Source organism: Cognatishimia maritima, from assembly GCF_900129685.1.
Classification (GTDB): Bacteria; Pseudomonadota; Alphaproteobacteria; order Rhodobacterales; family Rhodobacteraceae; genus Cognatishimia; species Cognatishimia maritima.
The window spans coordinates 174,560-192,470 of sequence record NZ_FQWM01000001.1; the positions used below are offsets into that span (position 1 = coordinate 174,560).

14 protein-coding genes are annotated in these 17,911 nt (G+C 56.0%); 6 read left to right on the forward strand and 8 right to left on the reverse strand.

Annotated features, from left to right (window positions below):
• Positions 1 to 3: 3 nt before the first annotated feature.
• Both BUA39_RS00870 and BUA39_RS00875 read right to left on the reverse strand, forming a co-directional pair.
• Entirely contained in the window at positions 4 to 939 is a 936-nt protein-coding gene (locus BUA39_RS00870) for a TRAP transporter small permease subunit (protein WP_072789564.1), read from the reverse strand.
• Positions 940 to 1,043: 104 nt separating this feature from the next.
• The gene (locus BUA39_RS00875; protein WP_072789568.1) at positions 1,044 to 2,129 is read right to left on the reverse strand and encodes a TRAP transporter substrate-binding protein; all 1,086 of its coding nucleotides are present in this window, start codon (positions 2,127 to 2,129) and stop codon (positions 1,044 to 1,046) included.
• Positions 2,130 to 2,376: 247 nt separating this feature from the next.
• Here BUA39_RS00875 and BUA39_RS00880 point away from each other — a divergent pair, with 247 nt between their 5' ends.
• From BUA39_RS00880 to ilvN, 4 genes are all read left to right on the forward strand, one after another.
• Positions 2,377 to 3,804 (forward strand): cache domain-containing protein, encoded by a 1,428-nt coding sequence (locus BUA39_RS00880; protein WP_072789571.1) that lies wholly within the window; start codon positions 2,377 to 2,379, stop codon positions 3,802 to 3,804.
• A complete protein-coding gene (locus tag BUA39_RS00885; protein WP_072789574.1) occupies positions 3,801 to 4,445 on the forward strand; it encodes a response regulator transcription factor in 645 nt (214 codons plus the stop codon). Before BUA39_RS00880 ends, BUA39_RS00885 begins: the two co-directional genes overlap by 4 nt.
• A 289-nt stretch (positions 4,446 to 4,734) precedes the next feature.
• On the forward strand, positions 4,735 to 6,489 hold the full coding sequence (locus BUA39_RS00890) for an acetolactate synthase 3 large subunit (RefSeq protein ID WP_072789577.1): 1,755 nt from the start codon (positions 4,735 to 4,737) through the stop codon (positions 6,487 to 6,489).
• Between the two features lie 10 nt (positions 6,490 to 6,499).
• Entirely contained in the window at positions 6,500 to 7,063 is a 564-nt protein-coding gene (ilvN, locus tag BUA39_RS00895) for an acetolactate synthase small subunit (RefSeq protein ID WP_072789580.1), read from the forward strand.
• A gap of 45 nt (positions 7,064 to 7,108) precedes the next feature.
• Here ilvN and BUA39_RS00900 read toward each other — a convergent pair whose 3' ends face one another.
• The 4 genes from BUA39_RS00900 to BUA39_RS00915 form a co-directional block, all read right to left on the reverse strand.
• Positions 7,109 to 7,894 carry a DUF2189 domain-containing protein gene (locus BUA39_RS00900; protein ID WP_072789583.1) on the reverse strand — a complete coding sequence of 262 codons (786 nt, stop codon included), beginning with the start codon at positions 7,892 to 7,894 and terminating at the stop codon, positions 7,109 to 7,111.
• 163 nt (positions 7,895 to 8,057) lie between these two features.
• Positions 8,058 to 9,182: a peptide chain release factor 2 gene (gene prfB / locus BUA39_RS00905; RefSeq protein ID WP_072789587.1), complete on the reverse strand. Its 1,125-nt coding sequence runs from the start codon at positions 9,180 to 9,182 to the stop codon at positions 8,058 to 8,060.
• Positions 9,183 to 9,279: 97 nt separating this feature from the next.
• Positions 9,280 to 11,829 carry a penicillin-binding protein 1A gene (locus BUA39_RS00910; protein WP_072791634.1) on the reverse strand — a complete coding sequence of 850 codons (2,550 nt, stop codon included), beginning with the start codon at positions 11,827 to 11,829 and terminating at the stop codon, positions 9,280 to 9,282.
• 93 nt (positions 11,830 to 11,922) lie between these two features.
• A complete protein-coding gene (locus tag BUA39_RS00915) occupies positions 11,923 to 13,149 on the reverse strand; it encodes an N-acetylmuramoyl-L-alanine amidase (protein WP_072789589.1) in 1,227 nt (408 codons plus the stop codon).
• A 79-nt stretch (positions 13,150 to 13,228) separates the two neighbouring features.
• Here BUA39_RS00915 and BUA39_RS00920 point away from each other — a divergent pair, with 79 nt between their 5' ends.
• Positions 13,229 to 14,686: a M48 family metalloprotease gene (locus BUA39_RS00920; RefSeq protein WP_242648520.1), complete on the forward strand. Its 1,458-nt coding sequence runs from the start codon at positions 13,229 to 13,231 to the stop codon at positions 14,684 to 14,686.
• A 13-nt stretch (positions 14,687 to 14,699) separates the two neighbouring features.
• A complete protein-coding gene (locus BUA39_RS00925; RefSeq protein WP_072789591.1) occupies positions 14,700 to 15,440 on the forward strand; it encodes a DsbA family protein in 741 nt (246 codons plus the stop codon).
• A gap of 23 nt (positions 15,441 to 15,463) precedes the next feature.
• Here the strand turns inward: BUA39_RS00925 and ispG are convergent, their stop codons facing one another.
• Both ispG and BUA39_RS00935 read right to left on the reverse strand, forming a co-directional pair.
• Complete coding sequence (gene ispG, locus BUA39_RS00930) at positions 15,464 to 16,612, reverse strand: flavodoxin-dependent (E)-4-hydroxy-3-methylbut-2-enyl-diphosphate synthase (RefSeq protein ID WP_072789593.1); 1,149 nt, start codon at positions 16,610 to 16,612, stop codon at positions 15,464 to 15,466.
• An 81-nt stretch (positions 16,613 to 16,693) separates the two neighbouring features.
• Entirely contained in the window at positions 16,694 to 17,875 is a 1,182-nt protein-coding gene (locus BUA39_RS00935; RefSeq protein WP_072789595.1) for a helix-turn-helix domain-containing protein, read from the reverse strand.
• Positions 17,876 to 17,911 lie beyond the last annotated feature (36 nt).

Sequence of the window (17,911 nt, forward strand, 5' to 3'; positions counted from 1 at the left end):
ACCTCAGTGTGTGCCTTCGTAGGCTTCTTCGCCTTCGCCCAGCGTATCGCGATCCAGATATTTGCCTTCGCTTTCAGGGCCTTCTTTCATCTCAAGGTATGAGCGATAGAAGAACGCGATAGCGTGGATAAAGACCAGACCAGCAAAGGCCACGAGAAGGATCTTGAACAGGAAGTAGGCGGTAAAGCCGTTGGGCGAGAAACCGATGGTTTCAATGTTCCAGCGCAGGGCCCGAGACTTGGTCAACAGGCGGTCCAGCGTGTCACTTGCCGAAGGTTTCGGCACGATCAAATGGCGCCACATGAAGTACCAGCCATACATCCAGACCATGACGGCAATCGGCATCATGAAAAGGATGGAGCCGCACATATCGATGATCTTTTTGGTGCGATAGCTGACGGATGCATAAAGCAAGTCAACACGCACATGGCCGCCCTGCACAAAGGTGTAGGTGGCACATAGGGTCACGACGAGGGCATTGTAGAATTTCAGTTCTTCGGCATACCAGCTGATGTCAAACTGCAGCGGGACGCCAAACCCAAAGACAATGTCAGGTCGGGTAAAGATACGCTGCATGAAAACGATGATGATTTGCTGCAGCACCATCAATAGCCCGGCCCATGCAAAGAACCGGCCCAAGGTGTTGGCAAGCCCCTCAAAGGCGCGCACCACAAACCACAAGACGCTGTTTTTCCACAGCCCGATGGCAGTCACCACCAGGAAAGCCGTGAAAGCAACGAAGAAGAATTCGACCGAGCCGCCGTAATAAACGAAGCGCATTATCGCTTCTTTATTAGACCAATCCAGCCAGAGCGACGGATTGAAAACGGCGTAGGCGAAATTTGAAAAGGCCGAAAGGATGTTTAAGCCAAACCAGGCAACACCCTCCCCCAGAGCAGAGATGATCTGCCCAAAACTGGCCGACCCAGTATCCTGCATAATGTCCCCCTAAAAGGTAGATGTCGATCCGGCCATTTGGATGCGGGCCGGATCGAAAGGGGCCCCGAAGTTTTTCTCCGGGACCGCTTGTCTGCGCCCGTGGCTTAACCGCCCAGAACGCGAACGCGCTGCTCGACGTAGTAACCGTCGGATTTGTTGATCCAGCTTGCAGAAGTTGCCAGCGACTCTTCGAAAGAGGTGCGGACGCGGGCGTAAAGCTCGTCATCCATATACTGGTCTTTGACTTCTGCTGCGGCTTTACCGAAGGCATCCCAAACATCGTCAGAGAACTGCAGAACCTTCACACCCTGTGCTTGCAGACGTGCCAGAGCCGCACCGTTGTTTGCAAGTGTCTCAGACAGTTGCAGATAGGTGGTCGCCATGGATGCGTAACGCAGGATCGCTTTGTGCTGGTCAGACAGTTCGTTCCAGACATCAAGGTTCACAGAGGAAGACAATGCAGAGCCCGGCTCGTGGAAGCCCGCTGCGTAGTAGACCTTTGCAACTTCTTGGAAGCCGGCGCGTTCGTCAGCCATTGGGCCAACCCACTCCAGTCCGTCCAGCGCGCCAGAAGACAGCGCTTGGTAAAGTTCACCACCTGGAATGTTCTGAACGGATGCGCCCAGTTTACCCAGAACTTCACCACCTTGACCCGGCATACGGAATTTCAGGCCGTTGAAGTCAGCAGCGGATTTGATTTCATTGCGGAACCAACCACCGGACTGAGAGCCGGAGTTACCAGCCAGCAGGCCCTTCAGGTTGAAGATTTCACCAAGCTCGTCATGTAACTGCTCACCACCGCCATGGTAGTACCAGTTGGTGACTTCTTGCGCTGTGCCGCCAAATGGAACGGCGGTAAAGTAGGAATAGGCTGGGTGCTGACCACCGAAATAGTAATCGGCAGAGTGATACATATCGGCCTGACCAGAGGTCACAGCGTCAAAGACCTCTAGCGCACCGACCAATTCGCCCGGTGCTTTTTTGTCGATGGTCAAAGAGCCACCAGACATTTCACCAACCATTTGTGCCATATAGCTTGCTGCGTCATCCAGCACCGCGAAACCGCGCGGCCATGATGTCACCATGGTCAACGTGCGATTGCCTTGCGCATACGCCGGTGCCGCCAAGGTTGTGGCTGCTGCAGCGGTGCCGCCAAGTGCAGATGTTTTTAGAAATGAGCGACGATCCATTAAGGTTCCTCCCAAATAAGATTGCGAATCTGTCCCATACCAGACGGACTCGCGGACCGTTTAAAGTGTGTTGACCGTAACCCTGCCCCCAATTTCTTGAAATACCGACAACTACGTAGAGAGGTCAGGATTTCCGGTATATACCCGAAAAATCGGCCATTTTTTTTGTCCAATTCCCCTGAGTCGCGGCGCTAACAGTAAAAATTGCGCTATGATTCGAGGCAAAGAGGTTCTATTCGATTCGAATATGACGGCAGTTTTGAAAACTCTGCGGCTGTCCTACGGGCAAAAGCTGTTTTTGCTCGCCACCTTGCCTTTGATCCTGGCGGTGGCAGCGATTTCTGTGCTTGTTGCCAACCAATCGCGCCAACTCGCGGAAAAGGAGATCAACGCGCTTGAGATGCAGTTGATCGAAGCGAAAAAAGCCGAGCTGAAGAACTATGTGACTCAGGCGCGGAACGGCTTCTATTTTATATACGGCAATGCCGCCCCCAATGACGAAGACGCCAAACAGCAGGTGAAACAAATCCTTGCCGCTATGATCTATGGCGATGAAGGTTTCTTTTTTGTCTATGACTACGACGGTGTGAACCTTGTTTCGCCGCGACAGACGGACCTGATCAATGAAAACCTCACTGATCTAAGGGATTCGCAGGGCAATCCAGTAGTCCAAGCCTTTATTGAAACCGCACGCGATGGTGCCGGGTATGTCGAACATCTGTGGCCAAAGCCCTCAAGCGGTGAAGAGGCAGAGATGATCTCTTATGTGACCAGCTTCCCGAGTTGGCGGTGGGCGGTGGGAACCGGTGTCTTTATTGACGATATCCTTGGCTCCGTCGCTGCTGCGCGAGCAGAAGTCGAAGCACGGGTTCAACGCACATTTGTCTATATCAGCGGCATCACACTTAGCGCGGTGCTTCTGGTGTTTTGTTCCGGTCTGATGATCAATATTCGCGAACGTCGCCTTGCGGATGTCAAACTCAAGGAACTGACACAGCGCGTGTTTGATGCCCAAGAAGAAGAGCGCGGTCGCGTCGCAAGAGAATTGCACGACGGTATTTCACAAATCCTTGTTGGGGTGCGTTATGCTTTGGATACGGCGCGCCGCCGGGTCAAGGTGGGCGACGAACGCGCCGAAGACACGTTGGAGCGCGGGATGGAGCACCTTAACACTGCGATCCATGAGGTGCGCCGCATTTCGCGCGACCTGCGCCCGGGTGTTCTGGATGACCTGGGCCTTGGCCCTGCTCTGCGCGCCCTAACGGATGAATTCCGCGAACGCACCGGGATTGAGACAGAGTTTGAAACAGTTGTCTTCCGCAATCGTTTGAACCCCGATGCCAAGTTCTCGCTTTACCGCATTGCGCAGGAGGCCCTGACCAATATTGAGCGCCACGCCAATGCCACCAAGGTGACGATCGATCTGCGCGGACACAAACGCGGGGCAACGATGCGGATCAGTGACAATGGATCAGGTTTTGTCCAAGGCACTTCGCGGCATGACACGGTGGGCGGTTTGGGACTGCGCAATATGCAAGAGCGTGTCGAACAGCTAAACGGAACGCTGCGTGTTTTTTCCAGCAAAGGCGGCACCGTGATCGTCGCAGAACTTCCCCTGAGCAACCTCTTGTCCCCCGGTGAGGACGGAGAGCCAGCACGAGAGGCAAACGCATGAGCGAGCAAATTTCAGTTGTGATCGTGGATGACCACCCGATGGTGGCCGAAGGCATTCAATCGATCCTTGAAAGCTATGACGACATCGAGGTCCGCGCGACACTGACCAATGGGGCCGAAGCGGTGGCTTATCTCAAGGGGAATGACGTCGATGTTGTCCTGATGGACCTGAATATGCCGAATATTGGCGGGCTGACCGCGACCGAAATGGTGTTGGAAAGCAAACCCGACATGCGCATTCTGATCCTATCGATGCATGATAGCCCGGAATATATCTCAACCGCACTCAGCCATGGGGCTCGGGGCTATGTGCTGAAAGATGTCCCCACCGAAGAAATCAAAACCGCCATCGACACCGTCATGCGCGGTGAACGTTACCTTTGCACTGGCGCGGAAGGATCGCTGGAACCCGAAGGCGATGACGAACGCGAAGCGTTAACAAGCCGAGAGCAAACGGTGCTGCTGCAACTGGCGCAGGGCAAGTCCAACAAAGAGGTGGCCAATGCGCTGAATATCTCTGTGCGGACAGTGGAAACGCACCGCAAAAATATTAAGCGAAAGCTGGGCATCAGTTCAACTGCCGGGCTGACGCGCTACGCGATTGAACACGGCGTTTTGCAGGGCACGGGTGTGCAACTCTGACATTTAACCGATTCTTTACGAAAAAATCGCTAAGGCGGGCGCTCCGCGCAACATTTGGAAAGAATTTTCCGCCTATTTGGTCATAAAATTCTACTTTTGGCGGTTGACGCCCCTTTTTAGGACTCATAATGTCCGCTGCAACGCAAAAAGGACCCGACGCATGTCAGAGCTAGTCGTCATCGTAGGAAATAGGCGCATGGGCCGGTAACGGTTTTCCAGAATGGACCCCATGCGCCCCCGAAAATCGGGGGCTTTTTTGTCGCAAAAGACGTTGCAAGCGGAGAGTGAAATGACACGCAACATGACCGGAGCGAAAATGGTCGTTCAAGCCCTGAAAGATCAGGGCGTGGACACAGTCTTTGGCTATCCCGGCGGTGCCGTGCTGCCGATCTACGATGAGATTTTCCAGCAGAATGACATCCGGCACATTCTGGTGCGCCACGAACAAGGTGCTGTGCACGCCGCCGAAGGATACGCACGTTCCACCGGCAAAGTTGGTGTTGCGCTGGTGACGTCCGGCCCAGGTGCCACCAACGCAGTCACCGGTTTGACCGACGCTTTGCTGGATTCGATCCCAATTGTTGTCATTTCAGGTCAGGTTCCAACCTTTATGATCGGCTCTGACGCCTTTCAAGAGGCCGACACGGTGGGCATCACCCGCCCCTGTACCAAACACAATTGGCTGGCCAAAGACACCGCAAAGCTGTCAGAGACGCTGCATCAGGCATTCCATGTTGCGCGCTCTGGTCGTCCGGGTCCGGTGCTGGTGGATATCCCAAAAGACACGCAGTTTGCCTCTGCTGGCTACACCGAACCCCGCGCCGCGCGGGTCGATCATTACCAGCCGCAGCTTAAGGGTGACATTACAGAAATCACCGAACTTGTTGAATTGATGGAAAAAGCCAAGCGTCCGGTTTTCTATACCGGCGGTGGCGTCATCAATTCTGGCACTGCGGCAAGCCAGCTGCTGCGCGAACTGGTCGAAAGCACAGATTTCCCGATCACCTCAACCTTGATGGGTCTGGGCGCCTACCCTGCGTCTGGCAAAAACTGGCTGGGGATGCTGGGGATGCACGGGCTTTATGAGGCCAATATGGCGATGCATGACTGCGATCTGATGATCAACGTCGGCGCGCGCTTTGATGACCGGATTACGGGCCTGATCTCTGCCTTCTCGCCCAAGTCGAAGAAGGCGCATATCGACATTGATCCAAGTTCGATCAACAAGGTGATCCGCGTCGATGTGCCCATCGTTGGTGACGTGGCTCATGTGCTTGAAGATCTACTAAAGGTCTGGAAAGCACGCGGTCGCAAAACTAACAAAGAAGCACTGCAGAAATGGCATGCGCAAATTGCCGAGTGGAAAACCGTCCGCTGCCTCGATTTTACGCAAGAAGGGCCCACTATCAAACCGCAATACGCGCTTGAACGGCTTGAGGCTCTGACCAAAGACAAAGATCGCTATATCACCACCGAAGTGGGCCAACACCAAATGTGGGCGGCGCAATACCTTGGCTTTGAAGACCCGAACCGCTTTATGACCTCAGGCGGTCTGGGCACCATGGGCTATGGTTTCCCTGCTTCTATCGGAGTGCAGATGGCGCATCCGGATGGCCTTGTGATCAACGTGGCGGGCGAAGCCTCGTGGTTGATGAACATGCAGGAAATGGGCACCGCAGTGCAATTCCGCCTTCCTGTAAAGCAGTTCATCCTGAACAACGAGCGTCTGGGCATGGTGCGCCAGTGGCAGGAACTTCTGCATGGCGAACGCTATTCCCACAGCTGGTCCGAGGCCCTGCCCGACTTCGTGAAACTCGCCGAGGCCTTTGGTGCCAAAGGCATTCTTTGCTCAGACCCGAAAGATCTGGACGATGCGATCATGGAAATGATCAATCACGATGGGCCGGTGATTTTTGATTGCTTGGTTGAGAAACACGAAAACTGCTTCCCGATGATCCCGTCGGGCAAACCGCACAATGAAATGCTTCTGGGCGAAGCCTCCACCCAAGGTGCCATCGAAGCTGGCGGCGCGGTACTGGTGTAAGGAAAAGATCATGGCTGCTTTGAAAATCAAAAAGGGCTCCACGAGTCATTCCGCCTATAACCTGCGCCCGGATTTCTCCGACGTGGAAGAACGACATACGCTTGCGGTGGTTGTGGACAACGAACCGGGCGTTCTGGCGCGCGTCGTTGGGCTGTTCTCTGGTCGTGGCTACAACATCGAAAGCCTGACCGTGGCTGAGGTCGATCACACTGGTCACCAGTCCCGTATCACCATTGTCACCACAGGCACGCCGCAGGTGATTGAGCAGATCAAAGCGCAGTTGGGCCGCATTGTGCCGGTGCATGATGTGCATGACCTGACAGTCGAAGGCCCGTCGGTCGAACGCGAGTTGGGCCTATTCAAGGTTGCGGGCGAAGGCGAAAAGCGCGTCGAAGCGATGCGCATGGCAGAGATTTTCCGAGCCAATGTTGTGGACACCACGCTCGATAGTTTTGTGTTTGAAATCACCGGCGCGCCAGAAAAGATCGACGCATTCGCGGAACTGATGCGCCCACTGGGCCTGCAAGAGGTGGCGCGCACCGGCGTTGCGGCGTTGTCTCGCGGGAAACTTTAACTCCGCCAATATATCTTTTGATTCAGGGGGCTTAGGCCCCCTTTTTTATGTCCTAATCAACGCATATAGATGCCAGCTTGCATGCCCCAGAACGGGCAGTACAACAAATAACCCCAAAAATCCGGGCAGCATCGCCAAAAACAGCGCGACGGAAATTATGATGCCCCACACCACCATGGGTACGAAATTCGCGGTCACTGTTTGAAAGCTAGTGATCATCGCAGTCACAAAATCAACCTCCCGATCCAGCAACAGCGGTATCGAGATCACCACCAGCATATAAAGCAGCAGCGCAAATGCGCCTCCGACGGCAGAGCCAAACGCCAGCATCATTAGCCCATTTGCGCTTAGGTAGACCTCAAAACTGCTAGAGACATTGGTCATGGTCGATAGGCCCAGAAACAGCGCAAAGATCATATGCGCCAGGAAAAACCAAAACAGAAAGACAATAATGATCACGGCGCAAAGCGACGGCAATTGCCGCCGCCCTTGGTCCAGCACCACGCCAAAAATGCGCCGTGGCGAGGGCAGCCGCCCTTTCTGCCGCTGGCGCGATGCCTCGTACAGACCTGTGGCCGCAAAGGGGCCCAGCAAAGGAAAGCCGATGGCTGCAAACACCAGCCAATAGGTCTGCCCGGTGGCCAGCGTGATCCAAGTGATGATCCAACCGCCCACGACATACACCGCCGCAAAAATCAGCCCGTAGATCGGCAATGCGCGAAAATCCTGCCATCCCAGCCTGACGGCTTCTTTCAAAGTGGAAAATCCCACGGCGCCCAATTCGGGCACCCCCAATGGCTTATCTAATGGCCGCTCAGGTGCCTCGTTCATACAACTCCTCCAGTGTATGTTCGCGCAATGCCATCAAACGCAAAAGCGCCCCGCAATGCAAGCGGAGCGCACAGCCCATTTTCATCTTTCCAAAAATACTCTGGGGTGAATTGGCGATCAGTCAAGACGGGCAAAGCCCCTCCTGACATCAAACGAACATTATTTATTCACCTTGTGCGTCAGCCCGGCTTTTGCCCGCCACATCCATTGCCAAAGTCGCTGCCATGAACCCGTCAAGGTCGCCGTCCAGCACACCCTTGGTGTCCGAGGTTTCGTGGTTTGTGCGCAGGTCTTTCACCATCTGGTAAGGCTGCAACACATATGACCGGATCTGGTTGCCCCAGCCTGCGTCACCCTTGTTTTCATGCGCTTCGTTGATGGCGGCGTTACGGCGATCTAACTCTTGTTGATAAAGCCGCGATTTCAGAGCCTTCATCGCGATGTCGCGGTTTTGGTGCTGCGACTTCTCGGAGGAGGTCACGACGATCCCGGTTGGGATGTGGGTGATCCGAACAGCGGAGTCGGTGGTGTTCACGTGCTGACCACCCGCACCGGATGACCGGTAGGTGTCGACACGAATATCAGACGGGTTCACCTCAATCTCGATATTGTCGTCGACCACCGGATAGACCCAGACCGAACTGAAAGAGGTGTGCCGTTTGGCGGCGCTGTCATAAGGCGAAATACGAACCAGCCGGTGCACGCCGCTTTCAGATTTCAGCCAGCCATAGGCGTTGTGGCCGGTGATTTTGTAAGCCGCCGATTTGATGCCCGCTTCTTCGCCCGGCGTCATGGATTGCAGCTCGACCGTATAGCCTCGCTTCTCGGCCCAGCGGACATACATACGCGCCAGCATTGACGCCCAGTCGCAACTTTCGGTGCCGCCCGCGCCAGAGTTGATTTCAAGGAACGTGTCGTTGCTGTCGGCTTCACCATCCAGCAACGCCTCCAGTTCTTTTTCTGCTGCCGTTTCTTTCAGGGCAAAAATCGCCTGTTCTGCGTCTTTGACGACTTCGGCGTCTTCTTCCATTTCGCCGAGTTCGATCATCTCGATGTTGTCGGAAAGATCGGTCATCAGTGCTTTCACGCCGTCAATGGCATCCACCAGCAACTGCCGGTCGCGCATCAATTTTTGCGCCGCCTCTGCGGCATCCCACAGGTTAGGGTCTTCGACGCGGGCATTGAACTCTTCCAGCCGGAATTCAGCCGTCTCCCAATCCAGACGCTGTTTCAAAAGCTCAATGGATTTCTCGATCTCAGCCACTGTGTTCTGAACTTCTGCGCGCATGGGAGGTCCTGTTTTTCGTTATGAGATCGGGTGATAAACCACCCCGAAGGCGCGAGCAAGATCGCCCTGCCCGTCGCCCTGAAATTAAAGCGGATTGTCAGTAAAGACCGCCAGAACTGACGGTGCCAAAGGTGGCGTCTGGCCCAACAACTGTGGTTTCACCGGTCGAGGTGGTCACCGCCTGCGGGCGCTCGATCACATCTTCAAACAGCGGTAGATTTGACCCCATGGCAAAGCCACCGTCAAAGCTGACACCAAAGATCGGTTCTTCGCCCAAACGGAAATACTCTGCCACGACACTTGGCCCAGAGGCGTCATCCGGCAGCCGCGCGCCAGTGAAACGGTCGATCTTGATGAATTGACCGCCGGGCGGGACGCGGAACTTGCCTGCACCGTATTTCTCAATCGCGGCGGACATGAATTCTTGGAAGACCGGACCACAGGTGTTGCCACCATAGGTGCCGCGCCCAAGGGGGCGTGGCTGGTCGTAACCAATATAGCAGCCTGCGACCATGGTGTTCGTGAACCCGATGAACCAAACATCGCGCGCGTCATTGGTTGTCCCGGTTTTACCGGCGACAGGAACGGGCAGGTTGATCGCCCCTGAAGCTGTTCCGCGATCCACAACGCCGCGCATCATAGAGGTCAGCTGATAGGCGGTTATCGCATTCATTACGCGTTCGCGGTTGCTGGTGATTTCAGGCGCGCGATCCGGCGCGATGCCGGGATTGGCACATTCCACACAGTCACGCTGATCATGGCGATAGATGGTTTGACCTTCGCGGTCCTGCACACGGTCCACCAGCGTTGGTTCTACGCGTTCGCCACCATTGGCAAACATCGCATAGGCCGAAACCATGTTGAACAGAGTGGTTTCCTCGGACCCGAGCGAGTTCGCAAGGTATGGTCCCATATCCTCATAGACACCAAATCGGCGGGCATAGTCGGCGATGACCTCCATGCCGACCTCTTGCGCCAATCGGATGGTCATCAGGTTCCGCGATTGTTCAATTCCGGTACGCAGGGGCGTCGGGCCGTAGAACTTGTTTGATGAGTTACGCGGTCGCCACAGGCCCTGCGGTGTGTTGATCTCAATCGGGGCGTCGATCACGATGGTCGCGGGTGAATATCCGCTGTCGAGGGCTGAGGCATAGACGAAGGGTTTGAAACTTGACCCCGGCTGGCGGCGCGCTTGCGTTGCCCGGTTAAAGACCGAATGCTGGTAGGAAAAGCCGCCCTGCAATGCAATCACGCGGCCATTGTTCACGTCCATCGCCATGAAGCCGCCCTGCACTTCGGGAATTTGGCGCAGCGACCAGCGCTGAAAATCACCATTCTCGTCGCGCAGCGCGCGGACCAGAACGACGTCGCCACGTTCCAAGATATGACCGGCCACCCGCGCCTGACGTCCAAGTGCCCCGTCTTCGAGTTGCTTCTTCGCCCAGGTCACATCGGCAGCGGAAATGAAATGCCCATCGGCATCGTCTTCGATATCCTCAATGCCGATCCGCGCATCGTTGTCCCCGACTTGCAAAACCACGGCCGGGTGCCATTTTCCATCAAGGTCGACGTCTCTTGGGATATCGACTCTGGCCAGTTCCGCGCGCCAAGTTGTTTCTTCGGCCAAGGCGTCTTCGGGCAGCTTCAACCCGGTTCCGCGCCAGACACCCTGCGCGCGGTCGTATTTTTCCAAGGCATGGCGCAACGCCGTCTCCGCAACATCTTGAAGTTCTGGATCAAAAGTGGCGCGTACCGCCATGCCACCCGTAAAGAATTCCTCTTCGCCAAAGTCGCGGCTGAGCTGGCGGCGGATTTCATCGGTGAAATAATCGCGCGGCGGCAGCGCAGCACGGAAACTGGTGTAATCGCCACCCTGAACTGAAAGTAATGGTTGAGATATAGCGATTTCATAATCGTTTTCAGGAAGATATCCGTTTTCCTTCATCTCTTTCAAAACAAAGTTCCGCCGACTGATGGCTTCGTCTTTATTGCGAACAGGATGCAGGTTCGATGGCTTCTTGGGCAGGGTCGCCAGATAGGCCGCTTCGTGCGGTAGCAACTCTGCAAGTGTTTTGTTGAAATAGGTCTGGGCAGCAGCGGCAACGCCATAGGAATTCTGCCCAAGGAAGATTTCATTTAGGTAAAGTTCCAAGATTTCTTCTTTATCCAGCACGCTTTCCACGCGGCTCGACAGGATCAATTCCTTAATTTTGCGTTCCGCCGAACGATCCCCGGACAAAAGGAAGTTCTTCATCACCTGCTGCGTGATGGTCGACGCGCCGCGGCACCCGGACCCACCAGATTGGGCGCATTGGAACGCAGCAATCGCAATGCCGCGCATATCGTAGCCATCGTGGGTGTAGTAATTTTTGTCTTCCGCAGAAATAAACGCCTGTTTTACCAGATCGGGAATGTCATCGGCTGGGACAAACAGACGACGTTCGCGCGCGAACTCATCGATGATCTTGCCTTCGCTGGAATAAATCCGGCTGATTGTCGGAGGGCTGTATTTGGCCAATGCTTCGGTGCTGGGAAGGTCTTTGCCATACACATAGAACACCGCGCCGATGGACAAGGCGACAACAGCCGCGCCCATGGTAATGAGCGTGAAGATGCTGCCGAGAAAGGACAGAATAAAGCGTGTCACCGGGGCCCCCACGTGGTCTAGCCACCTTATAGTCTGTCCCAATCTATGGGTCAAAACACTTGGCAGTGAAATTCGGGCAAATTTCCGCTGTTTTTATTGCCTTACAAGGTCCCGCGCGGCTTTGTCGGCGATCACCCAGGCCTGCAACCCATCGCGAATGCCCTCGGCGACGCGACTGCGCCAATCGGAATCACGCAGGTTTTCAAGATCACGATCCGAGGACATAAACCCCACTTCGATCAGGACCGAGGGGATGTCAGCGGCCTTCAAGACCGAAAATCCGCCTTGCCGATAAGGCTTGTTGTTCAACGTTCCGATGGTGCCTTTCATGCCCAAGACCATCGCCTGCGCCAGTCGTTCAGACCGGGGCGCAGTTTCCTGCCGAACCAGATCAAGCAGCACATTTGCGATCAGGTCGTCCGTGCCTGTGAGGTCGACGCCAGCCAAGACATCGGACCTGTCGTGCCGTTCAGCGAGATATTGCGAGGCCGCGTCAGAGGCTTCATCGGAGAGCGTATAGACCGTTGCGCCATGGGCATGGCCCTGTTGCACAGTGTCGGCATGCAACGAGATGAAAACATCCGCGCCAACCTCATGTGCCATCGCGACGCGGCCTTCCAGCGAAACAAACATGTCCTCATTGCGGGTCAGGATCACCTCGAATCCGCCTGAACGGCGCAACGTGTCACGAATTTCGCGCGCCAAGGTCAGCATCAACGTCTTTTCCTGCACCTCTCCGCGCTCTGCCCCCGGGTCGACGCCGCCATGGCCGGGATCAAGCACAACCACTATTGGCGCCCAATCCGGTTTCGGTTTGCGTTTGGTGTCTGTTGTTACGGCAGGCGGCAGGTCCCAACGCGGGTCGCGCGGGGCACCGGCATTTGCGGCGAAGTCTGCTGCATTTGTTGCGAACATTTTTACGGACAAATGTGCCTGACCGCTCACCTCATCGACAGTCATCCCGGCGCTGTCGATGGCCATGGGCCGGCTGAGGTCGGCCACGAGGCGGCTCCACCCCGGGCGGTAGCTGCCAACGCGCACGTTTGAAACCGCCTCACCCTGTCGCAGGGTTTCACCGCTTATCCCGCCCCAATCAACTTCGCGGAAGTCGACCACCAGACGGCGCGGTTCATCCAAGGTGAAGACACGCCAAGGGATGCCCTGTGACAAAGACAAGTCAATGTCCGCCCCATTGCCGCTGTCGGTGATGGCGCTACGGTCGACATTCAGGCGGGCGAGGCCACTAAATTCCTGCGCAGAGGCGGTTTGCACCCAAATCCCCGCGATCACGATGGCCGCTGCCTTAACGAAACTGTTCATTCACCTGCTCTTATTCTTATTGGCCACAACGGGACCTCTGTTCAGCAGAGTGTAACCGCTGCGGCGACGCCAGAAAACTGTGATCTTACGAAAGGTCGGCGGGCCTTTGCTGCCCGGCCCGGCCTTCACGGGGTTGTTGGTTGATTTCCTTGGGGATTTCTCGCTTAGTGGCACCATGATGGGCAAGGTAAATTACCGGTATGTGACGACCGGGCTGCGACAGTTCACGTTTGGCGTTGTGTGTGTGACAATGTTGGCGCTCGTGGCGGCCCCTGCCCGCGCGGTGTCATTGCTCCGAGACCCGGATATTGAGAACGCCCTTAACCAGATCGCACGTCCGATTTTGAATGCGGCAGGCTTGGGCAGCAATGTACGTGTGCTGGTGGTGCACGACTCGTCGCTAAATGCCTTTGTTGTCGATACACAGCATATCTTTATTCACTCAGGCCTTTTGCTGCGGATGGAAAACGCCGACATGCTGCAAGCCGTCATCGCCCATGAGGCCGCGCATATTGCCAACGGTCATCTGGCGCGGCGGCATCAGAATATCGGGACTGCAAAAACCGTTGCCGGGCTTGGCATTGCGCTTTCGGCAATTGCAGCAGCGGCGACCGGAAACAGCGAAGCAGCCGCTGGCGCCGCCTTTGGCATCACAAATTCCGCGCAGCGTGTGTTTCTGTCTCATACCCGTGCCGAGGAAGCGTCGGCAGATAAATCGGGGCTGTCCTATATGGTCCGTGCGGGCGCAGACACGCAGGGGGCCGTTGATGTCTTTGAACTTTTTCGTGGGCAAGAACTGCTGAAGAACTCGCGTCAAGATCCCTATGTGCGGTCCCACCCCCTGACCCGCGACCGGCTGCGCAGCGCCAAGGCTGCGGCGGATGCCTATGCGGGCAAGGCTCTGCCTGACGCGGCCAAGGCCTATTGGTTTGGGCGGGCAAAGGGAAAACTGTCTGCCTTTATCCGCAATCCAAAATGGACAATAGGTCGGTTGAAAGACAGCCCAAGTGAAGATGTGCGCCTCATGCGCGAAGCCGTGGCGCTGCACCGGCAGTCAAAGACAAGCAAAGCTGTTGCGACATTGGACAAGGCCTTGGCCCTGCGCCCCGGCGACCCCTATTATTACGAACTTCGTGGCCAATTTTTGATCGAGAGCCGCGATGCGCGTGGGGCTGCCGCCTCTTACAAGCGCTGTGTGGATCGGTTGTCGGGCAACGCACTTTGCTTGGGAAGTTATGGGCGGGCCTTGTTGGCCGCAGGCGACGCGCGTTCAGCGCTAGGGGCTTTGGAAAAGGCGCGCAGCCTTGATTTTCGCGATTCCCGCATCCTGCGTGATTTGGCCAGTGCCTATGCGCAAACTGGCAATCCCGGCATGGCGTCCGTTGCCGCGGCTGAAAGATACGCCTTGCAGGGGCGGATGAAAGATGCAGGTATTCAGGCCAACCGCGCAGCAGGTCTATTGCCCGAAGGATCGGGCGGCTGGCGTCGCGCACAGGATATCATTTCGGCCGCCAAGCGCGCCGAGAAAAAGAAATAACAGGAGACTGAGTATGAAAACCCCTATCCTCGCGGCGGCCTTTGCCCTTTTGGCCCTTCCGGGTCAGGCGCTGGACATCAATGCGATGACCGACGAAGAGCGCGCGATATTCCGTGAAGAGGTGCGGGCCTATCTGCTCGACAATCCTGAGGTCATTATGGAAGCGGTTTCGGTTCTGGAACAGCGTCAGGCACAAGCCGAAGCGCAGCGAGATTTCACGTTGGTTTCGGCCAACGCCGCAGACATTTTTGAGGATGGCTTTAGTTGGGTTGGGGGCAACCCGGATGGCGATATCACATTGGTTGAATTCGTCGATTACCGCTGCGGCTACTGTCGTCGTGCGCATGACGAGGTCAAAGACCTCATCACGGCCGATGGCAATATCAAGATCATAATGAAAGAGTTTCCGATCCTAGGGGAGGCTTCTGTCGTAAGCTCTCAATTTGCAATTGCCGTCAAACAACTCGCGGGTGCAGATGCCTATGAGGCCGCCCATGATGCGCTGATCACTATGCGCGCGAATGCGACAGAGCCGCGCCTGCGCCGTCTGGCGGAGACGCTGAACCTCGATGCTGACGCTGTGATGAGTCACATGAAAAGCGCAGCAGTGAATGACGAGATAGAGAAAACGCGAGAGTTGGCGCAACGGTTGCAGATCACAGGCACACCCACTTTTGTTTTCGACGATGAACTTGTGCGCGGCTATCTGCCTTTGCCACAAATGCAGCAAGTTGTTGCAGCCAAACGTGGCTGAGCGCAGTACCTAATCAAAGCACCCTATTCCGCTGCCGTTTCCTTGGCAGCGGTTTCTTCGGTAGCACGTTCTGCATCAAGTTGTTCGGCCTTGCGCTCTACCTGCTCAACGATGTGATCAATCATTTGATCATTGCTCAGCTTGTGGCTTTGCTTTCCGGCCAGATAGACCATGCCAGAACCCGCGCCGCCGCCGGTAAAGCCAACGTCTGTCATCAGCGCTTCGCCCGGCCCGTTGACCACGCAACCGATGATCGAGAGGCTCATGGGTGTCTTGATGTGCTCTAGCCGTTTTTCCAGCGCCTCAACGGTTTTGATCACGTCAAACCCCTGTCGCGCGCAGCTTGGGCAACTGATAATATTGACCCCGCGATGGCGCAGGCCAAGGGATTTCAAGATTTCAAAGCCGACTTTGACTTCTTCGACCGGGTCCGCAGACAGGCTGACGCGCAGCGTATCGCCGATCCCCATCCACAAAAGCTGGCCAAGGCCGATGGCGGATTTAATGGTGCCGGACACAAAGCCGCCCGCCTCTGTGATGCCAAGATGGATCGGCGCATCTGTGGCCTCTGCCAGCATCTGATAGGCGGCAGACGACATAAAGACATCAGAGGCCTTTACGCTGATCTTGAATTCGTGAAAATCGTTGTCCTGCAGGATCTTAATATGGTCGAGCCCCGATTCCACCATCGCGTCGGGGCAAGGTTCTCCGTATTTCTCGAGCAGATGTTTTTCCAGCGATCCGGCGTTCACGCCGATGCGGATGGAACACCCGTGGTCCTTGGCCGCCTTGATCACTTCTTTGACGCGCTTGTCGTCGCCAATGTTGCCGGGATTGATCCGCAGACAAGCCGCGCCTGCCTCGGCCGCTTCGATGGCGCGTTTATAGTGAAAGTGGATGTCAGCCACGATGGGCACCGGGCTTTCACGGGTGATTTCGCGCAAGGCTGTGGTTGCCGCGACATCCGGTGCGGAAATGCGCACGATGTCGGCCCCTGCCTCTGCCGCCGCCAATACCTGTTCCAAGGTCGCTTTGACATCGCCACTATCTGTATTGGTCATGGTCTGCACCGCAATCGGAGCGTCACCACCAACGGGGACATTGCCCACCATGATCTGGCGCGACTTGCGGCGTTCAATGGTGCGCCAAGGACGGATGTGGTTCACAGACATGAAAAAGCCCCGTTCGGATACCGATGGGGCCTATGTAATCTGCCCCTTGTGCGGGGGCAATGTGCCATTCAAGAAAAGGCGCTATTCTGCTGTGTCTGTGGTCTGCGCCTCGGCAACAGCAATAAAGTCGGCCAAGGCTTGATCCCCCGACAGATCGGCCACCGCAAAGTCCTGCTGAACCGCATCGATGCCAATCTCAAGATTGCGCACAACGCTTGATCCAGCCCCGGCTGGGCCGCGAATTTCGCCATTCAGCTTGAAATAGATCGAGCCAGACATGCCTGCCTGCAGAGTTGGTGCCATTTCGGTGGCAGGAACTGTGAATTCTTCGCCGGCGTCCATGGTTTTTTCAAAGAGAACAGACCCATCTGCAGAGCGCACACGCACCCAAGCGGGGCGCACGGCAAACATCACAACCTCAGGGTCAGCTTCTTCCAGAACCTGCGGGATTGCTGGCACAATCGGAATGTCGACTTCGGCAACCTGCAGCACAGGGGGTGCTGGTGTGAAACTGCCAATGGACTGCGGGTTCAGTGTCGAAATCGGTGCGTCGCGGGCGACAAGCACCGGCACATCCAAGGCTTGCGGGCGATATAAGCGATCCAGCTGCGTTTCTGGCGGTGTGAACACGCCGCTTGCATCAGCAGATTGGGTGACAGCATTCGCGTCACTGAGTGGATCAAGGTCGGACAGGACAACCGGCGTTTGCTCTACCGGCGCAAGGCTGACGCGTTGGATTTCGTTCAATACGCTCCAGCCGCCGTAGCCAATTCCACTGATCAGCGCGAGCAGAACAAGCGAAGAGCCGATAGCACGTGCTTCAATCCGCGACAGGATGGAATCCTGCGCGGGTAAAAACGGTGCGTTCTGAGAGCCAAAAGGATCACGATCGACAGGTGCAATCAGCACCTTGTCATCCTTGCGTTTCCCGGAGGCTTCGGCCGACATGCCATGCGCGGTCTGAAACCCGCTTTCCAGGCAGAATTTCGCAAAGGTCTCATCCGGGCTCATGCCCAAATAGCGCGCGTATGACCGCACGTAACCGGCAATAAACCCCGGCGTTTCAAAGGCCGAGGGATCAGAGTTTTCTATGGCGGCGATGTAGGAGGCTTTGATGCGCAGTTCGCGTTGAACGTCCAAAAGGGATTTACCCATGGTGGCCCTTTCGCCACGCATTTGGTCCCCTAGCCGGAAATCATAGTCGTCAAATCCTTTTGGCCCTTCTGCGGCAGCCTCGGATTCGCGCCATTTGCGCCTGATCATGCTTACGCCTCACTGCTTTACGGTCCGAGTTTTGTC